The 14858-nt window shown below is 70.3% G+C and carries 18 protein-coding genes; 16 read left to right on the top strand and 2 right to left on the bottom strand.

The annotated features are described in order from the left end of the window. Positions 1 to 99: 99 nt before the first annotated feature. The 16 genes from prfA (at position 100) to ACFFBG_RS13770 (ending at position 12830) form a co-directional block, all read left to right on the top strand. Positions 100 to 1173 (top strand): peptide chain release factor 1, encoded by a 1074-nt coding sequence (prfA, locus tag ACFFBG_RS13845; protein ID WP_375479634.1) that lies wholly within the window; start codon positions 100 to 102, stop codon positions 1171 to 1173. Next, entirely contained in the window at positions 1109 to 2056 is a 948-nt protein-coding gene (gene prmC, locus ACFFBG_RS13840; RefSeq protein WP_375479632.1) for a peptide chain release factor N(5)-glutamine methyltransferase, read from the top strand. The genes prfA and prmC overlap by 65 nt, the downstream gene beginning before the upstream one ends. Before the next feature lie 129 nt (positions 2057 to 2185). Further along, complete coding sequence (locus tag ACFFBG_RS13835) at positions 2186 to 2863, top strand: L-threonylcarbamoyladenylate synthase (RefSeq protein WP_375479720.1); 678 nt, start codon at positions 2186 to 2188, stop codon at positions 2861 to 2863. Further along, entirely contained in the window at positions 2860 to 4065 is a 1206-nt protein-coding gene (locus ACFFBG_RS13830) for a glycosyltransferase family 4 protein (RefSeq protein ID WP_375479630.1), read from the top strand. The genes ACFFBG_RS13835 and ACFFBG_RS13830 overlap by 4 nt, the downstream gene beginning before the upstream one ends. Before the next feature lie 151 nt (positions 4066 to 4216). Continuing rightward, positions 4217 to 4429, top strand: a complete 213-nt coding sequence (locus tag ACFFBG_RS13825) for an AtpZ/AtpI family protein (protein ID WP_375479628.1) — start codon at positions 4217 to 4219, stop codon at positions 4427 to 4429. A 17-nt stretch (positions 4430 to 4446) separates the two neighbouring features. Beyond that, positions 4447 to 4845, top strand: a complete 399-nt coding sequence (locus ACFFBG_RS13820; RefSeq protein ID WP_375479626.1) for an ATP synthase subunit I — start codon at positions 4447 to 4449, stop codon at positions 4843 to 4845. A 49-nt stretch (positions 4846 to 4894) separates the two neighbouring features. After that, positions 4895 to 5626, top strand: a complete 732-nt coding sequence (atpB, locus tag ACFFBG_RS13815; protein WP_375479624.1) for a F0F1 ATP synthase subunit A — start codon at positions 4895 to 4897, stop codon at positions 5624 to 5626. A gap of 52 nt (positions 5627 to 5678) precedes the next feature. After that, on the top strand, positions 5679 to 5933 hold the full coding sequence (locus ACFFBG_RS13810) for a F0F1 ATP synthase subunit C (protein WP_375479622.1): 255 nt from the start codon (positions 5679 to 5681) through the stop codon (positions 5931 to 5933). Positions 5934 to 5953: 20 nt separating this feature from the next. Further along, complete coding sequence (locus tag ACFFBG_RS13805) at positions 5954 to 6499, top strand: F0F1 ATP synthase subunit B (protein WP_375479620.1); 546 nt, start codon at positions 5954 to 5956, stop codon at positions 6497 to 6499. Beyond that, positions 6496 to 6987 (top strand): F0F1 ATP synthase subunit B, encoded by a 492-nt coding sequence (atpF, locus tag ACFFBG_RS13800; RefSeq protein ID WP_375479618.1) that lies wholly within the window; start codon positions 6496 to 6498, stop codon positions 6985 to 6987. The genes ACFFBG_RS13805 and atpF overlap by 4 nt, the downstream gene beginning before the upstream one ends. Next, complete coding sequence (locus tag ACFFBG_RS13795) at positions 6984 to 7820, top strand: F0F1 ATP synthase subunit delta (protein WP_375479616.1); 837 nt, start codon at positions 6984 to 6986, stop codon at positions 7818 to 7820. The genes atpF and ACFFBG_RS13795 overlap by 4 nt, the downstream gene beginning before the upstream one ends. 93 nt (positions 7821 to 7913) lie before the next feature. Further along, the gene (atpA, locus tag ACFFBG_RS13790) at positions 7914 to 9476 is read left to right on the top strand and encodes a F0F1 ATP synthase subunit alpha (protein ID WP_375479614.1); all 1563 of its coding nucleotides are present in this window, start codon (positions 7914 to 7916) and stop codon (positions 9474 to 9476) included. Next, entirely contained in the window at positions 9476 to 10492 is a 1017-nt protein-coding gene (locus ACFFBG_RS13785) for a F0F1 ATP synthase subunit gamma (RefSeq protein WP_375479612.1), read from the top strand. Before atpA ends, ACFFBG_RS13785 begins: the two co-directional genes overlap by 1 nt. Beyond that, positions 10489 to 11943, top strand: coding sequence for a F0F1 ATP synthase subunit beta (gene atpD, locus ACFFBG_RS13780; protein WP_375479610.1), 1455 nt, complete (start codon positions 10489 to 10491; stop codon positions 11941 to 11943). Before ACFFBG_RS13785 ends, atpD begins: the two co-directional genes overlap by 4 nt. A 60-nt stretch (positions 11944 to 12003) precedes the next feature. Next, positions 12004 to 12390, top strand: coding sequence for a F0F1 ATP synthase subunit epsilon (locus tag ACFFBG_RS13775; RefSeq protein WP_375479608.1), 387 nt, complete (start codon positions 12004 to 12006; stop codon positions 12388 to 12390). Between the two features lie 38 nt (positions 12391 to 12428). Next, on the top strand, positions 12429 to 12830 hold the full coding sequence (locus ACFFBG_RS13770; RefSeq protein ID WP_375479606.1) for a DUF2550 domain-containing protein: 402 nt from the start codon (positions 12429 to 12431) through the stop codon (positions 12828 to 12830). 100 nt (positions 12831 to 12930) lie between these two features. Here the strand turns inward: ACFFBG_RS13770 and ACFFBG_RS13765 are convergent, their stop codons facing one another. Then, positions 12931 to 14361 carry a gluconate:H+ symporter gene (locus ACFFBG_RS13765; protein WP_375479604.1) on the bottom strand — a complete coding sequence of 477 codons (1431 nt, stop codon included), beginning with the start codon at positions 14359 to 14361 and terminating at the stop codon, positions 12931 to 12933. Further along, the gene (locus ACFFBG_RS13760; RefSeq protein WP_375479718.1) at positions 14358 to 14831 is read right to left on the bottom strand and encodes a gluconokinase; all 474 of its coding nucleotides are present in this window, start codon (positions 14829 to 14831) and stop codon (positions 14358 to 14360) included. The genes ACFFBG_RS13765 and ACFFBG_RS13760 overlap by 4 nt, the downstream gene beginning before the upstream one ends. Positions 14832 to 14858 lie beyond the last annotated feature (27 nt).

Raw genomic sequence — 14858 nt, 5'->3', positions numbered from 1 at the left:
GTTCGCGCTTAACGACACGCTGGAAGCCGAAGGCAGCAGCGACAACGCTCCACTCAGCTGGAAGGCGACGACAACAGTGAAGTGCGGAGAGGCGGAACAGTGAACGCGACCGCGGGCCGCTTGCCCGAGCTGATCGCGGAGTACCGCGACGTCGAGCAGGCGCTCTCCGACCCGGCCGTGCACGGCGACGCCGCCCGCGCCCGCACGCTCGGCCGGCGCTTCGCCGAGCTCGCGCCGGTCGTCGCCGTGGCCGCGGAGCTGGACGCCGCCCGCGGCGACCTCGGCACGGCCCGCGAGCTGGCGCCTGAGGACGCGTCGTTCGCCGCCGAGGCCGACGCCCTCGTGACCCGTATCGACGACCTGGAGACCCGGCTGCGGCACCTGCTGCTGCCCCGCGACCCGGACGACGGCAAGGACGTCATCCTGGAGATCAAGGCGGGCGAGGGCGGCGAGGAGTCCGCGCTGTTCGCCAGCGACCTGCTGCGGATGTACCTGCGCTACGCCGAGCGGCAGGGCTGGGTCATCGACGTCCTCGACGACGAGCCCACCGACCTGGGCGGCAAGAAGTCGGTCACCATCGCCGTGCGCTCGCGCAAGGCCGACCACGCGGTGTGGGCGCAGCTGAAGTACGAGGGCGGCGTGCATCGGGTGCAGCGCGTCCCGGCCACCGAGTCGCAGGGCCGCATCCACACCTCCGCGGCAGGTGTGCTGGCGCTGCCCGAGGCCGAGGACGTCGAAGTGGCGATCGACCCCAACGACCTGCGCATCGACGTCTTCCGCTCCTCCGGGCCGGGCGGGCAGAGCGTCAACACCACCGACTCCGCGGTGCGCATCACCCACGTGCCGACCGGGACTGTCGTGAGCATGCAGAACGAGAAGAGCCAACTGCAGAATCGCGAAGCGGGGATGCGCGTGCTGCGCGCACGGCTGCTCGCCGCCGCGCAGGAGCAAGCCGACTCCGCCGCCGCCGACGCCCGGCACTCGCAGGTGCGCACCGTCGACCGCTCGGAGCGGATCCGCACCTACAACTATCCCGAGAACCGGATCAGCGACCACCGCATCGGCTTCAAGGCCTACAACCTCGACCAGGTGCTCGACGGCGCCCTGGATGATCTCATCGCCGCGCTGCAACACGCCGACACCGAGTCCCTGCTCGCCGGCCGTCAGCGCTGACCGGCCGTCAGCGCTGACCGGCCGACCCCGACCAACTGACACCGTGGCCGACGTCCAGACGCTGCTCGCCGACGCCGCCCGCCGGCTGTCCGCCGCCGGCGTCGGGTCGCCGCGGGTCGACGCCGAGCTGCTGCTCGGCCACGTGCTGGGGACATCGCGCGGCGGCCTGCTCACCGCCCCCGGGGTTTCGGCCGCCGACGCCGCGCGCTTCGCCGAGGTGCTCGACCGACGGGCCGCGCGCGAGCCGCTGCAGCACATCGTCGGACGGGCGCCATTCCGCCATCTCGAGCTCGCGGTCGGCCCGGGAGTGTTCGTTCCGCGGCCGGAGACCGAACTCCTGGTCGACGCCGTGCTGCCGGCCCTGGGTGATCGACCCGGCCGGCTTGCCGTCGACCTGTGCGCCGGTTCCGGCGCGCTCGGCCTCGCCATCGCCGACGAGATCCCGGCCGCGCGGGTCGTGCTGGTGGAGCGCTCGCCGGCTGCGCTTGGCTGGCTCGAGCGCAACGCGGCCGCGGCGCCGAACGTCGAGATCGTCGTCGGCGACGTCCGGGACGAACACCTGCTGAGCGGACTCGCCGGCCAGGTGGACGCCGTGGTGTCGAACCCGCCGTACGTCCGGTCGGCAGCCGCCGTAGATCCCGAGGTGCGCGCCGATCCGGCGGACGCGGTCTTCGCCGGCGCGGAGGGGCTCGACCTCATGCCGAGCGTTGGTTCGCGCGCCGCGACTCTGCTGCGGCCGGGCGGTCTGCTGGCGCTCGAGCACGACGACACACAGGGCGAGTCGGTGCCGGCGCTGCTCGCCGCCGACGGCCGATGGCGCGACATCGCCGATCACCGCGACCTCGCCGGCCGCCCGCGATACACCGTCGCCTTCCGCCGGTGAGGCAGCCGGTGGGCAACCGGTGACGCAGCCGGTGAGCCGGCCGGCTGGGCGTCGCCAGGCGCCGGCGCGTGGCGACGCCCGGCAGCCGGTGCTGCCGTCCGCATGCGCCGGTGCGGCAGGATGGCCGCCGTGGCCCTGTTCTTCGACTGCGCCGACCCCGACGTCCGGGCCGACGCGATCGAGACGGCCGCGGTGAGCGTCGCGGCCGGCGAGCTGGTGGTGCTGCCCACCGACACGGTCTACGGCCTGGGCGCGGACGCCTTCGACGCGTCCGCGGTCGCCGACCTGCTGCGGGCGAAGGGCCGCGGCCGGGACTTCCCGGTGCCGGTTCTCGTCGGCTCCTGGTCGACCATCGACGGCCTGGTGGCGATGGTGGACGAGCGCACCCGGACCCTCGTCGAGGCGTTCTGGCCGGGCGCGCTGACCCTCGTCGTGCGGCACGCGCCGTCGCTCACCTGGGATCTCGGCGACGCCGGCGGCACGGTCGCGGTGCGGATGCCGCTGCATCCGGTCGCGATCGAGCTGCTCGAGCAGACCGGCCCGATGGCGGTGTCGAGCGCGAATCGGCACGCCGTCGCGCCGGCTCAGACGGCCGCGCAGGCGCGCGAGCAGCTCGGCGACGACGTCGCCGTCTACCTCGAGGACGGCCCCGCGTCCGGCGGCGTCGCGTCGACCATCGTCGACGTCAGCGGGGCCCGGCCGGTGCTGTTGCGCGCCGGCGCCGTGGGCCTCGCGCAGCTGCGCGAATTCGTGCCGGACATCGTGCCGGACAACGTGCCGGACATCGACAGTGCCGCCGGCCGGTGAAGCACCCCAGCCTGGAATACCTCCTCGTCGCCTGCGTCGCGGCGATCGTCACCTACCTGCTGACCCCGCTCGCCCGCAGGGTGGCGATTCGCTGGCGGGCGGTCGCCAAGCCGCGCAACCGTGACGTGCACGCCGTCGCAACGCCGCGGATGGGTGGCGTCGCGCTGTTCGGCGGCTTCGCGCTCGCGCTGTTTGTGGCATCCCGGCTGCCGACGCTGCACGAGTCGTTCCAGAGCGGGACGGTGGTGATGATGTGGGTGGTGATCGCCGCGGCGGTTATCTGCGCGGTCGGCGTGCTCGACGACCGCTACGAGCTCGATTCGCTCACCAAGCTCGCCGGCCAGGTGCTGGCGACGGGCCTGATGGTCACCCTCGGCGGCGTGCAGATCGCCGAGGTCGGCGTGCCGTGGAGCGACACGACGCTCGTGCTCGGTCGCGATCTCGGCGTGCCGGTGACGATCCTGTTCACCGTCCTGACGATCAACGCGCTGAACTTCGTCGACGGGCTGGACGGATTGGCCGCCGGCATCACCGCGATCGCCGCGGGCGGCTTCTTCGTCTACAGCTACCACCTCGGCCGCGCCGGCTTCGCCGACATCGTCTCGCCGGCCACGCTGCTCGCCGCGGTGCTCGCCGGCGCCTGCCTCGGTTTCCTGCCGCACAACTTCTTCCCGGCCCGGATCTTCATGGGCGACTCGGGGTCGATGGTGCTCGGGCTGCTGCTGTCCGCGGCGTCCACGACGGCGACGACCTCGACCGATCCGCAGGTCTACCGGGACGGTTTGAGCTCGCTGCCGATCTTCCTGCCCGAGCTGGTGCTCGTCGCTGTGCTGGCATTGCCGTTCATCGACCTCCTCCTCGCCGTCGTGCGCCGGGTCTCGCGCGGCCGCTCGCCGTTCGCGCCGGACAAGCGGCACTTGCACCACCGGCTGCTCGAGATGGGCCACACCCACCGGCGGGCGGTGCTGCTGATGTACTTCTGGTCGGGACTCGTGGCCTTCGGCGGCGTGGGCGTTTCGATCAGCGACAGCGGTTGGCTGGTCGTCAGCGTGCTCGTCGTGCTCGCCGCGTCCGCGGTGCTGGCGCTGGCCGTGCCCGCGCTGCGGCGGCGGCGAATTCAGCGCACGCGGCGTCGGGTCGCACGCGCCATGGATGCGGAGAGCGCGCGACCCGGTTCAGTGCATGCTCAGGGTCCCCGGTAGGGTGTGGGCATCGCCTCTGGCGCACGTGGACTCAACGTCGGCCCGCGCGGCCGTCGACCTATGGGCTCTCGGCGTGAGTGGCAGCCAAGTCCCATGGTCAAGGAGCGCCCTGTGAGCGATATCGGTTCCCGGACGACGAGCGCGTAGGCGCATGCCCGCGCCCGACAAGCCGCTGGGCTGGTCGGATTTGCTGGGCATGGGCCTCGTCATCGCCGTCCAGCTGGCTGTCGGCCTTGGTCTCGGTCTGCTGGTCGACTCGCTCGCCGGGACGACGCCGATCTTTCTGCTCGTCGGGTTGCTGTTAGGCATGGCAGCAGCCGTGGGGTACACCGTCAGCAAGTTCCGTCAGCACCTCAAGACCTGAAATTGGAGACAAAGAGCGTGGAACCGGGCGTCTACACCCCGACCTCCGCCGTGGTCAACCTGCGGCGCTCGTCGCTGATCAGCGCCGGGCTGACCGTGCTGGCAGTCGCCGTCTGCTCGCTCGCCGGCCACCCGCTCATGGGCGTCTTCTTCGGTCTCGGTCTCGGCCTCGGCGCGGTCAACAACAAGCTGCTGCAGCGCTCGGTCATCGCGCGGGCGAGCGGCGACGCGAGCAAGCGCGCCTTCGGCGGCGGCGTGCTGATGCGGCTGGGCGCGATCACCCTGGTGGCGTTCGCGCTCGTCCTGCTCGTCCGGCCGGACGGCCTAGGCGTCTTCGCCGGCCTCGCCGTCTTCCAGGTCCTCATGCTGGTGGGCGCAGCCCTGCCGGTGTTCCGTAGTCTGCGGCCGAGCGCATGACCTGCGCCGGCCGCGTGCACAGGCACGTGCACAGTTCGGGGGTTCGTCGATGAGCGCACGACCGGTCGCGATCAACATCACGCCGGGCGAGCACACGCATTGGCACGTCTTCGGGCTCACGCTCAACGGCGACACCATCACCGGCACGCTTGTCGCGGGCGTGATCATCATCGTGCTCGGCCTGCTGGTCGCCCGCCGGCCCAGCGTCGGCAAACCGTCCAAGCTGCAGTTGGCCTTCGAGACGATCACCGAGCAGGTCGAGGCGCAGGTCGAGGGCTCGATGGGGATCAAGACCGCCCCGTGGGTGGTGCCGTTTGCGTTCACGCTGTTCCTGTTCATCCTGATCGCGAACTGGATCTCGATCATCCCGACCGGCCACCACCCGGAGTACGCGCCGCCGCCGGCCTCGGACGTCAACCTGACCTACGCCCTCGCGATCACCGTGATCGGCACGATGCACGTGGTCGGCGTCCGCAAGCGCGGCTTGCGCGGCTACTACGGCCACCTGTTCGCCAAGCCGCGCCTGCTGATCCCGCTGAACCTGATCGAAGAGATCATCAAGCCGGTGACGCTCGCCCTTCGTCTGTTCGGCAACATCTTCGCCGGCACGATCATGGTCGCGCTCCTCGCGGCATTGCCGGCCTACATCCTCTGGGCGCCGCAGGTCGCCTGGAAGCTGTTCGACATGTTCATCGGGCTGATCCAGGCGTTCATCTTCGGCCTGCTGACCGTTCTCTACCTGAGTTCGATCCGGCCGCAAGAGGAGGGCGCGCACCACTGACCGCGCACCAGCCACTCATCGACCACCACAGGAGTAAGGAAAGAAGAGGACCATGGCAACAGTTCACGAAACCGTTATCTCGGGCAGCCTCATCGGCGGTGGCATCGCCCTCGGCGGCGGCGCGATCGGCGCGGGCATCGGCGACGGCATTGCGGGCAGCTCGCTGATCCAGGGCGTGGCCCGCCAGCCCGAGGCGCAGGGGCAGCTGCAGACGCTGTTCTTCCTGACCGTCGGCCTGGTCGAGGCGGCGTACTTCATCAACCTCGCCTTCGCCGTTCTCTTCGTCTTCGTCCAGGGCAGCAAGTAACCGTCGCGGATCGGAACCCCATGTCCCACGTCGAGGCCGCGAGCAACAACTTCCTCGTGCCCAACGCGACGTTCATCGTCGAGCTCATCGCCTTCCTGATCATCCTGGCGATTCTCGGCCGTTACGTGCTGCCTCGAATCCAGCGTCCGTTGAGCGAGCGGCAGCGGATGGTCGCCAAGCAGATCGAGGACCGCGACGAGGCGCGCAAGCGCCTCGCCGAGGCCGAGCGGGCCTACCAGGACGCGTTGAACGAGGCCCGCACCGAGGCGGCGCAGATCCGCGAACACGCTCGCGAGGAGGGTCAGCGCACCGTCGACGAGCTCCGCGCGTCCGCGCAGGAGGAGTCCGCGCGGATCATCGCCCGCGGCGAGGACCAGCTGGCCGGCCAGCGCGCGTCGATCGTGCGCGAGCTGCGCGCCGAGATCGGCACGCTCGCTGTCGAGCTGTCGGAGAAGATCGTCGACCAGCCGCTCGCGCAGGACTCCGACGTCTCGTCCACGGTCAGCGCGTTCCTCGCCGGTCTGGCCGCCGACGACCGCGCGCGCAGCGGGACGGACACGTCATGACGTTCATCGCCGAGTTCGTCGCGTTCCTGATCATCCTGGCGGTGCTCGGGCGTTACGTGGTGCCGCGCATCCGCGGGCCGCTGGGGGAGCGGCAGCAGCTGATCGCCAAGCAGGTCGAGGACAGCGATGAGGCGCAGAAGCGGCTCGCCGAGGCCGAGCGGGCCTATCAGAACGCGGTGAACGAGGCCCGCACCGAGGCGGCGCAGATCCGCGAACACGCCCGCGAAGAGGCGCAACGCACCATCGACGAGCTGCGTGCGACCGCGCAGGAAGAGCACGCGCGGATCGTCGCCCGCGGTGACGAGCAGCTGGCCAGCCAACGTGCCTCGCTGGTGCGCGAGCTGCGCGGCGAGATCGGCACGCTGGCCGTCGAGCTGTCGGAGAAGATCGTCAGCGAGCGGCTCGCGGTCGAGGGCCAGGTGTCGGCCAGCGTCGACGCGTTCCTAGCCGGCCTGGAATCGAGCGACAAGGCGGGGCCAAGCACATGACGGAGCGCACGATGCGCTCGGCGAGCCGACGCGCGCAGCACGAGCTGAGCGAGAAAGAGGACGCGGTCTTCGGCGGCCGGGTGTCGGCCAACACGCTGGCCGACCTGTCCGGCGAGCTGTATTCGGTCGCCCAACTTCTGGTCGGCCAGCCACGCCTGCGGCGCACCCTCGGCGACCCGGCGACCTCGCCCGACGCGCGTGCCGGTCTGGCCGAGCAGCTGCTGTCGGGCAAGATCGGCAAGCAGGCGCTGGAGCTCGTCAAGGCAGCCGTCGAACAGCGCTGGTCGACTCCCTGGGACCTCACCGACGCGATCGAGGGGGCGGCCGACGACGCGCTGTTCGCCGCCGCGGAGAAGAACGGCGCGCTCGACGCCGTCGAGGACGAGCTGTTCCGCTTCGAACGCATCCTGGACGGCCAGAGCGAGGCGAGCAGCCTGCTCGACGAGGCATCCGTCCCGGCCGAGCGGCGGCTGACGCTGCTCGACGCGCTCGTCGAGGGCAAGGTTGGCGCCGTCACCCTCGAGCTGCTGCACCACGCGGTGACCAGCCAGCGCAAGCGATCGGTCACCTTGGCCATCGACGACCTGCTCGAGAAGGCGGCCCTGCGCCGGCACCGGTCGGTCGCCCGGGTGACCTCCGCGGTCGAGCTGAGCGACGAGCAGCGCACCCGGTTGTCAGCGGTGCTGTCCGAGATCTACGGCCGCGAGATCAGCGTGCGCACCGCCCTCGACCCGGCGGTGCGCGGCGGCCTGATCGTGCGGGTCGGCGACGAGGTGATCGACGGCAGCGTCGCCACCCGCCTCGCGCAGGCGCGCAGCGCGATCGCCGGCTGAGCAAGACCGTTCTGGCCCTTACTTTCGAGACTTCGACGAGCACCACCCAGCTTCACCCAGCACCGACCGAGCACTGAGGAATAGAGGACATTCATGGCAGAGCTGACGATCTCCGCGGACGAGATCCGGAGCGCGATCGAGGGCTACGTCTCGTCGTATTCGCCCGACGCCTCGCGCGAAGAGGTCGGCATCGTCGCCGAGACCGGCGACGGCATCGCCCGCGTCGAGGGGCTGCCCAGCGCGATGGCCAACGAGCTGGTGCGCTTCAAGAACGGCGCGCTCGGCATCGCCCTCGACCTCGACGTCCGCGACATGGGCGTCGTCATCCTCGGCGCGCAGGAGGGCATCGAAGAGGGCCAAGAGGTCACCCGCACCGGCGAGATCCTCTCGGTGCCGGTCGGCGACGCCTATCTCGGCCGCGTCGTCGGCGCGCTCGGCGACCCGATCGACGGCCAGGGCGACGTCGAGTCGAGCGAGCGCCGCGCCCTCGAGCTGCAGGCGCCCACGGTGGTGCAGCGGCAAGAGGTCCGCGAGCCGCTGCTCACCGGCATCAAGGCGATCGACGCCATGACCGCCATCGGCCGGGGCCAGCGCCAGCTGATCATCGGCGACCGGCAGACCGGAAAGTCCACCGTCTGCCTGGACGCGATCATCAACCAGCGCGACAACTGGAAGACCGGCGACCCGAAGAAGCAGGTCCGCTGCATCTACGTCGCGGTCGGCCAGAAGGGCACCACCATCGCGGCGGCGCGCAACACCCTCGAAGAGGCCGGCGCGATGGAGTACACGACCATCGTCGCCGCGCCGGCCTCGGACTCCGCCGGATTCAAGTACATCGCGCCCTACACCGGCTCGGCCATCGGCCAGCACTGGATGTACCAGGGCATGCACGTGCTGATCGTCTTCGACGACCTCACCAAGCAGGCCGAGGCCTACCGCACGGTGTCGCTGCTGCTGCGCCGCCCGCCGGGCCGCGAGGCGTACCCCGGCGACGTGTTCTACCTGCACAGCCGGCTGCTCGAGCGCTGCGCAAAGCTGTCCGACGACCTCGGCGGCGGCTCGATGACCGGCCTGCCGATCATCGAGACCAAGGGCAACGACGTCTCGGCCTACATCCCCACCAACGTCATCTCGATCACCGACGGCCAGTGCTTCCTCGAGACCGACCTGTTCAACGCCGGCGTGCGGCCGGCGATCAACGTCGGCATCTCGGTGTCCCGGGTCGGCGGCGCGGCGCAGCCGAGGGCGATGCGCGCGGTCGCGGGCCGCCTGCGCGTCGACCTCGCGCAGTACCGCGAGCTCGAGGCGTTCGCCGCGTTCGGCTCCGACCTGGACAGGGCGAGCCAGCAGCAGCTGGCCCGCGGCGGCCGACTCGTCGAGCTGCTCAAGCAGCCGGCCGCCTCGCCGTTCCCGGTGGGCCGCGAGATCGTGTCCATCTGGGCGGGCACCAACGGCAAGCTCGACGACATCGAGATCTCCGACGTCCGGCGCTTCGAGCAGGAGCTGCTGGACTACATCCAGCACAGCCAGCCGGAGCTGTTCGACACCCTCGCCGGCGCCTCGAAATTCACCGACGAGATGGCGAGCGACCTCGACAACGTCGTGACCGAGTTCAAGAAGCAGTTCCAACCCGACGCTGACAAGAAAAAGAGCTAATGGCAGCAGAAATCCGGGTTCTGCGCCGGCGGATCCGCTCGGTCGAGTCGACCAAGAAGATCACCAAGGCGATGGAGCTCATCGCGGCCTCGCGCATCGTGCGGGCGCAGAACCGCATGCGCAACGCACGTCCGTACGCGCAGGAGATTCGGCGCGCACTGGAGCAGCTCAGCAGCGACCGCACGCTCGAGCACCCGATGCTGACCGGCGTCGAGAACCCGCGCCGGGCCGGCATCCTGGTGGTCACCAGCGACCGCGGCCTCGCCGGCGGCTACAACGCCAACGCGTTGCGCCGGGCGAACGAGCTGGCCGAGCGGCTGTCTGGCGAGGGCAAGGAGATCGAGCGCTACATCATCGGCCGCAAGGGCGTCGTCTACTACCGGTTCCGCCAGATCGAGCTGGCCGGCGCCTGGACGGGCTTCTCCGAGCAGCCGAACTTCACCGACGCGCGTGCGGCCACCGACGCTATCGTCGCGGCGCTATCGGCGACGTCCGAGGGCGAGATCACCAGTGGCGAACGCGAGGGCAAGCCAGGCATCGACGAGCTCTGGATCGTCTTCACCCGATTCGTCAACAGCGTGACCCAGACGCCGGTCGCCATTCAGGCCGCGCCGGTCAACAGCGACGCCGAAGACGACAGCGAGGTCGGGCTGGACGACGACGAGCGGTCGGCGAACCGCTCGGACGACAGCGATGGCAGGGGCAACGAGGACGGCGACAGTGACCGCGAGCGCGCCGCGGGGTCGTATGAGTTCGAGCCCGAGCCGGCGCAGCTGATCGGCGCGCTGTTGCCGCGCTACGTCAGCTCGCGGATCTTCTCGGCGCTGCTCGAATCGGCGGCGTCGGAGTCCGCCGCGCGACGGCGGGCGATGAAGTCGGCCAGTGACAACGCGACAGAATTGATCAAGACCTATACCCGCCTGGCGAACCAGGCCCGCCAGGCGGAGATCACCCAGGAGATCAGCGAGATCGTCGGCGGCGCCGACGCCCTCGCGTCAGCAGGGAGCGAGCAATGACAGCCACCGCAGCTAGCACCGAGCAGAAGTCCGACACCGGCAACCGCACCGGCCGGGTCGTGCGGGTGATCGGCCCCGTGGTCGACGTCGAGTTCGGACGCAACAACATCCCCGACCTCAACCAGGCGCTGACCACCGAGGTCGAGCTCGGCGAGCTGTCCAAGACGCTGACGCTCGAGGTCGCCCAGCACATCGGCGACGACATGGTCCGCACGATCGCGCTGCAGCCGACCGACGGGCTGGTCCGCGGCGCCGAGGTGGTCGACACCGGCGGCCCGATCACGGTCCCGGTCGGCGACGTCACCAAGGGCCACGTCTTCAACGCCCTCGGCGAGCCGCTCGACGTCAAGATCTCCGAACTGGACATCAAGGAGCGCTGGCCGATCCACCGCACCGCGCCAGCCTTCGACCAGCTCGAGAGCAAGACCGAGCCGTTCTGGACGGGCATCAAGGTGATCGACCTGCTCACCCCGTACGTGGTGGGCGGCAAGATCGGCCTGTTCGGCGGCGCGGGCGTGGGCAAGACCGTGCTCATCCAGGAGATGATCTACCGCGTCGCGGAGAACTTCGGCGGCGTCTCGGTGTTCGCCGGCGTCGGCGAGCGGACCCGCGAAGGCAACGACCTCATCGCGGAAATGACCGAGTCCGGCGTCATCGAGAAGACCGCGCTCGTCTTCGGCCAGATGGACGAGCCGCCGGGCACCCGGCTGCGCGTCGCGTTGTCGGCGCTGACGATGGCCGAGTACTTCCGCGACGTCCAGAAGCAGGACGTCCTGCTGTTCATCGACAACATCTTCCGGTTCACCCAGGCGGGTTCGGAGGTGTCGACCCTGCTCGGCCGGATGCCGTCCGCGGTGGGTTACCAGCCCACGCTCGCCGACGAGATGGGTCAGCTGCAGGAGCGGATCACCTCGACGCGCGGTCACTCGATCACCTCGATGCAAGCGATCTACGTGCCCGCCGACGACATCACCGACCCGGCCCCGCACACGACCTTCGCCCACCTCGACGCGACCACGACACTGTCGCGTCCGGTGTCGGAGAAGGGCATCTACCCGGCGGTCGACCCGCTCGACTCGACCTCGCGCATCCTGGACGCGCAGTACATCGGCCAGGAGCACTACGACGTCGCCCAGCGCACGAAGCAGATCTTGCAGCGCTATAAGGAGCTGCAGGACATCATCGCGATCCTCGGCGTCGACGAGTTGTCCGAAGAGGACAAGGTGACGGTCAACCGGGCTCGACGCATCGAGCGGTTTCTGTCGCAGAACACCTTCGTCGCCGAGCAGTTCACCGGCATCCCCGGTTCGTTCGTGCCGGTCGAGGAGACGATCGACGCGTTCAAGCGACTGACCGCGGGAGAGTTCGACAGCTATCCCGAGCAGGCCTTCTTCATGTGCGGCGGCCTCGAGGACCTCGAGCGCAAGGCGAACGAGCTCAAGAACAGCTGACCGCTCCAACCGGCAGCACCTGACGACACCGCACACACACGGAACGGGACTGACAAGCGCATGGCGACGATGCACGTCGAGCTGGTGTCGATCGAACGTCAGCTGTGGTCCGGCGAGGCGAGCGCCGTCTTCGCGCGCACCAGCGAGGGGCAGATCGGCATCCTGCCGGGCCACATTCCGCTGCTCGGCGCGCTCGAGCCCGGGTACATGGTGCGCATCGACCGCGAAGACGGCGACGAGCTGCGGGTGGCCGTGCACGGCGGCTTCCTCTCGGTCAGCCGGGACGGCGTGTCCGTGCTCGCCGAGCAGGCCGAGCTGGCCGACGACATCGATGTGGCGCGGGCGCGGGAAGCGCTGAACCGGCACGCCGAGGACGGCGACCCGGACGAGCAGGCCGCGCGCAACCGGGCGCTGGCCCGGCTGCGGGCCGCCGGCGAAGAAGTCTGACGTCTGACGTCTGACGAGCGCGGAACGACGCCAGGCCAGTGCACACCGTCGATGTCATCCTGGTCTGCGTCGCGATAGCCCTCGTCCTGGTGATGATCGCGGTGCTGGCCCGGCAGCGGCAGATGCTGCGCACCACCGGCGCGGTGCCTCTGGCGGTGCAGCGCAACAACCGCTGGCTCTACGGAATCGGCCGTTACGACGGCGCCGAGCTGCGGTGGTACCGCGCGCTCGGCGTCGGCACCCGGCCGTCCCGGGTGCTCCGTCGCGGGCACGTGGAGCTGCTGGACCGGCGGGGCATCACCGACGCCGAGCGCGGTTCGCTGCCCGCGTCCGTCGTGGTGGTCAAATGTCGAGCGGACGGTGAGACTTTTCAGCTGGCGATCGGCGAGAGCGCCTTCACCGGCTTTGTCTCCTGGCTGGAATCGTCCGCCCCGCTCTAGCGGCACCTCCCGCCACTCCACTCACTCCCTCTGTCGCGAGTTGTCCGCGCGTCGTCGCGCTATCGCCCGTCCGAGCGAGGACAAGTCGGGGGAGGGGTGGTCAGGTGACCGCCCAGAGGATCGAGACGAAGCCGAAGCCGACCGTCGAGACGAGGGTTTCCATCACCGACCAGGTCTTGAACGTCTGTCCGACGGTGAGCCCGAAGCTCTGGTTGACCAGCCAGAAGCCGGCGTCGTTGACATGGGACAGGAACAGCGATCCGCAGCCGACGGCGAGGGCGAGCAGCGCCAGGTGCGCCGAGCCGAGCGAGCCGGCGAGCGGACCGACGATGCCGGCGGCAGTGGTGGTCGCCACCGTCGCCGAGCCGGTGGCCAGCCGGATCGCGACCGCTAGCAGCCAGCCGACGACCAGCAGCGGCACGCCGGAGTTGTGCGCGGCCTTGCCGATCGAGTCTCCGACGCCCGCCCCGACGAGCGTCTGCTTGAACCCGCCGCCCGCGCCGACGATGAGCAGGATGGCCGCGATCGGCCCGAGGCTGTCGCCGAGACGTTTGGAGATCGCCTTGCCGCTGAATCCGACGGCGTAGCCGAACGTCACCGACGCCAGCAGCACGGCCAGGGTGAGCGCCACCAGCGGCTCGCCGATGAAGTCGGCGATCTTGCGCGCCGTCGGCATGCTGTCGTCCCAGACGACGTCGGCGAGGGCCTTCAGCAGCATCAGCACGACCGGGAACAGGATCGTCGCCAGCGTGACCGCGAACGAGGGCGGACGGGTCACGTCGTCGGCTGCCACGCCCGTTCCCTCCCGTTCGGTGACGACGCCGCCGGCCTGCGCAGGCGGCCCGACCGGCACCCACTTCGCGGCGAGGATGGAGAACAGCGGGCCGCAGATGATGGCCGTCGGGATCGCGACGACCACCCCCAGGGCCAGCGTGATGCCGAGGTCGGCGTGGATCTGGCTGATCGCCACGAGCGGGCCCGGGTGCGGCGGGATGAGGCCGTGCAACACCGACAGCCCGGCCAACGCCGGGATGGCGATGCGCATGAGCGGCAGCTCGGACTTCTTGGTCACCAGCACGATGACCGGCAGCAACAGCACCAGGCCGATCTCGAAGAACATCGGCAGGCCGACGATCAACGCGACCAGCCCCATCGCCCACGGCAGCATGCGCGGCCCGGCGCGCCGGACCAGCGTGTCGACCACCCGGTCCGCGCCGCCGGACTCGGCCAGCAGCTTGCCCAGCATCGCGCCGAGGGCGATGAGCAGCCCGACCTCCATCAGGGTCGCGCCAACCCCTGTCTCGAAGTTCTTGATCACGTCCTGGACGTCGATACCGGACGCGATCCCGACGAAGGCGGAGCCGAGGATCAACGCGAGGAAGGGATGCAGGTCGAGCGCGGCGATCAACACGACGATCAGCGCGATGCCGACGACGGCGACCAGGATGAGCCGGGTGTCGTGCACGTGCCAGGCGCTCGACGTTGCCTTGGCCGCGACCACGCTTGCCGGACCGACGGAGAGGTGGGTCACAGGCGAAGGATGTCCACGATTTCGTTCGCTTGAACGGCCGCGGGGGCAGCGATGTCGACCCGGATCGCCTGTTCGTCGGCGTCCGGCTTCTCGAGGGTGGCGAGCTGCGAGTCGAGCAACGCTGCCGGCATGAAGTGCCCGTGCCGGCCAGCCAGCCGGGCCAGCAGCTGTTCGCGGGTCCCGTCGAGGTGGACGAACACGACGTGCGGCTCGCGCAGCACGTCGCGATAGGCGCGTTTGAGCGCCGAGCAGGTGACGAGACCCGCGCCGTCCGCGGCGACCCGTGCGTCGATCCAGGCCCGGACGAGCGCCAGCCATGGCCGCCGGTCCTCGTCGGTCAGCGCATGGCCGGCGGCCATCTTGGCCACGTTCGCGGGCGGGTGCAGGTCGTCGCCCTCGCACAGCGGCCAGCCGACGCGGCCGTGCAGCACGCCGCCGACCGTCGACTTGCCGCAGCCGGACACGCCCATCAGCACGAGCACCGGCGGCCGCTCGAA

The organism is uncultured Jatrophihabitans sp. (assembly GCF_964251945.1).
GTDB lineage: Bacteria > Actinomycetota > Actinomycetes > Mycobacteriales > Jatrophihabitantaceae > Jatrophihabitans.
This window is presented reverse-complemented; position numbering and strand designations above follow the sequence as displayed.

Bases quoted from the DNA above. Each gene is read 5' to 3' on its own strand.
- prmC (WP_375479632.1), top strand. From the start codon at position 1,109: ATGATCTCATCGCCGCGCTGCAACACGCCGACACCGAGTCCCTGCTCG.
- ACFFBG_RS13825 (WP_375479628.1), top strand. From the start codon at position 4,217: ATGCCCGCGCCCGACAAGCCGCTGGGCTGGTCGGATTTGCTGGGCATG.
- atpB (WP_375479624.1), top strand. From the start codon at position 4,895: ATGAGCGCACGACCGGTCGCGATCAACATCACGCCGGGCGAGCACACG.
- ACFFBG_RS13810 (WP_375479622.1), top strand. From the start codon at position 5,679: ATGGCAACAGTTCACGAAACCGTTATCTCGGGCAGCCTCATCGGCGGT.
- ACFFBG_RS13805 (WP_375479620.1), top strand. From the start codon at position 5,954: ATGTCCCACGTCGAGGCCGCGAGCAACAACTTCCTCGTGCCCAACGCG.
- atpF (WP_375479618.1), top strand. From the start codon at position 6,496: ATGACGTTCATCGCCGAGTTCGTCGCGTTCCTGATCATCCTGGCGGTG.
- ACFFBG_RS13795 (WP_375479616.1), top strand. From the start codon at position 6,984: ATGACGGAGCGCACGATGCGCTCGGCGAGCCGACGCGCGCAGCACGAG.
- atpA (WP_375479614.1), top strand. From the start codon at position 7,914: ATGGCAGAGCTGACGATCTCCGCGGACGAGATCCGGAGCGCGATCGAG.
- ACFFBG_RS13785 (WP_375479612.1), top strand. From the start codon at position 9,476: ATGGCAGCAGAAATCCGGGTTCTGCGCCGGCGGATCCGCTCGGTCGAG.
- atpD (WP_375479610.1), top strand. From the start codon at position 10,489: ATGACAGCCACCGCAGCTAGCACCGAGCAGAAGTCCGACACCGGCAAC.
- ACFFBG_RS13775 (WP_375479608.1), top strand. From the start codon at position 12,004: ATGGCGACGATGCACGTCGAGCTGGTGTCGATCGAACGTCAGCTGTGG.
- ACFFBG_RS13760 (WP_375479718.1), bottom strand. From the start codon at position 14,831: ATGGGCGTGTCCGGCTGCGGCAAGTCGACGGTCGGCGGCGTGCTGCAC.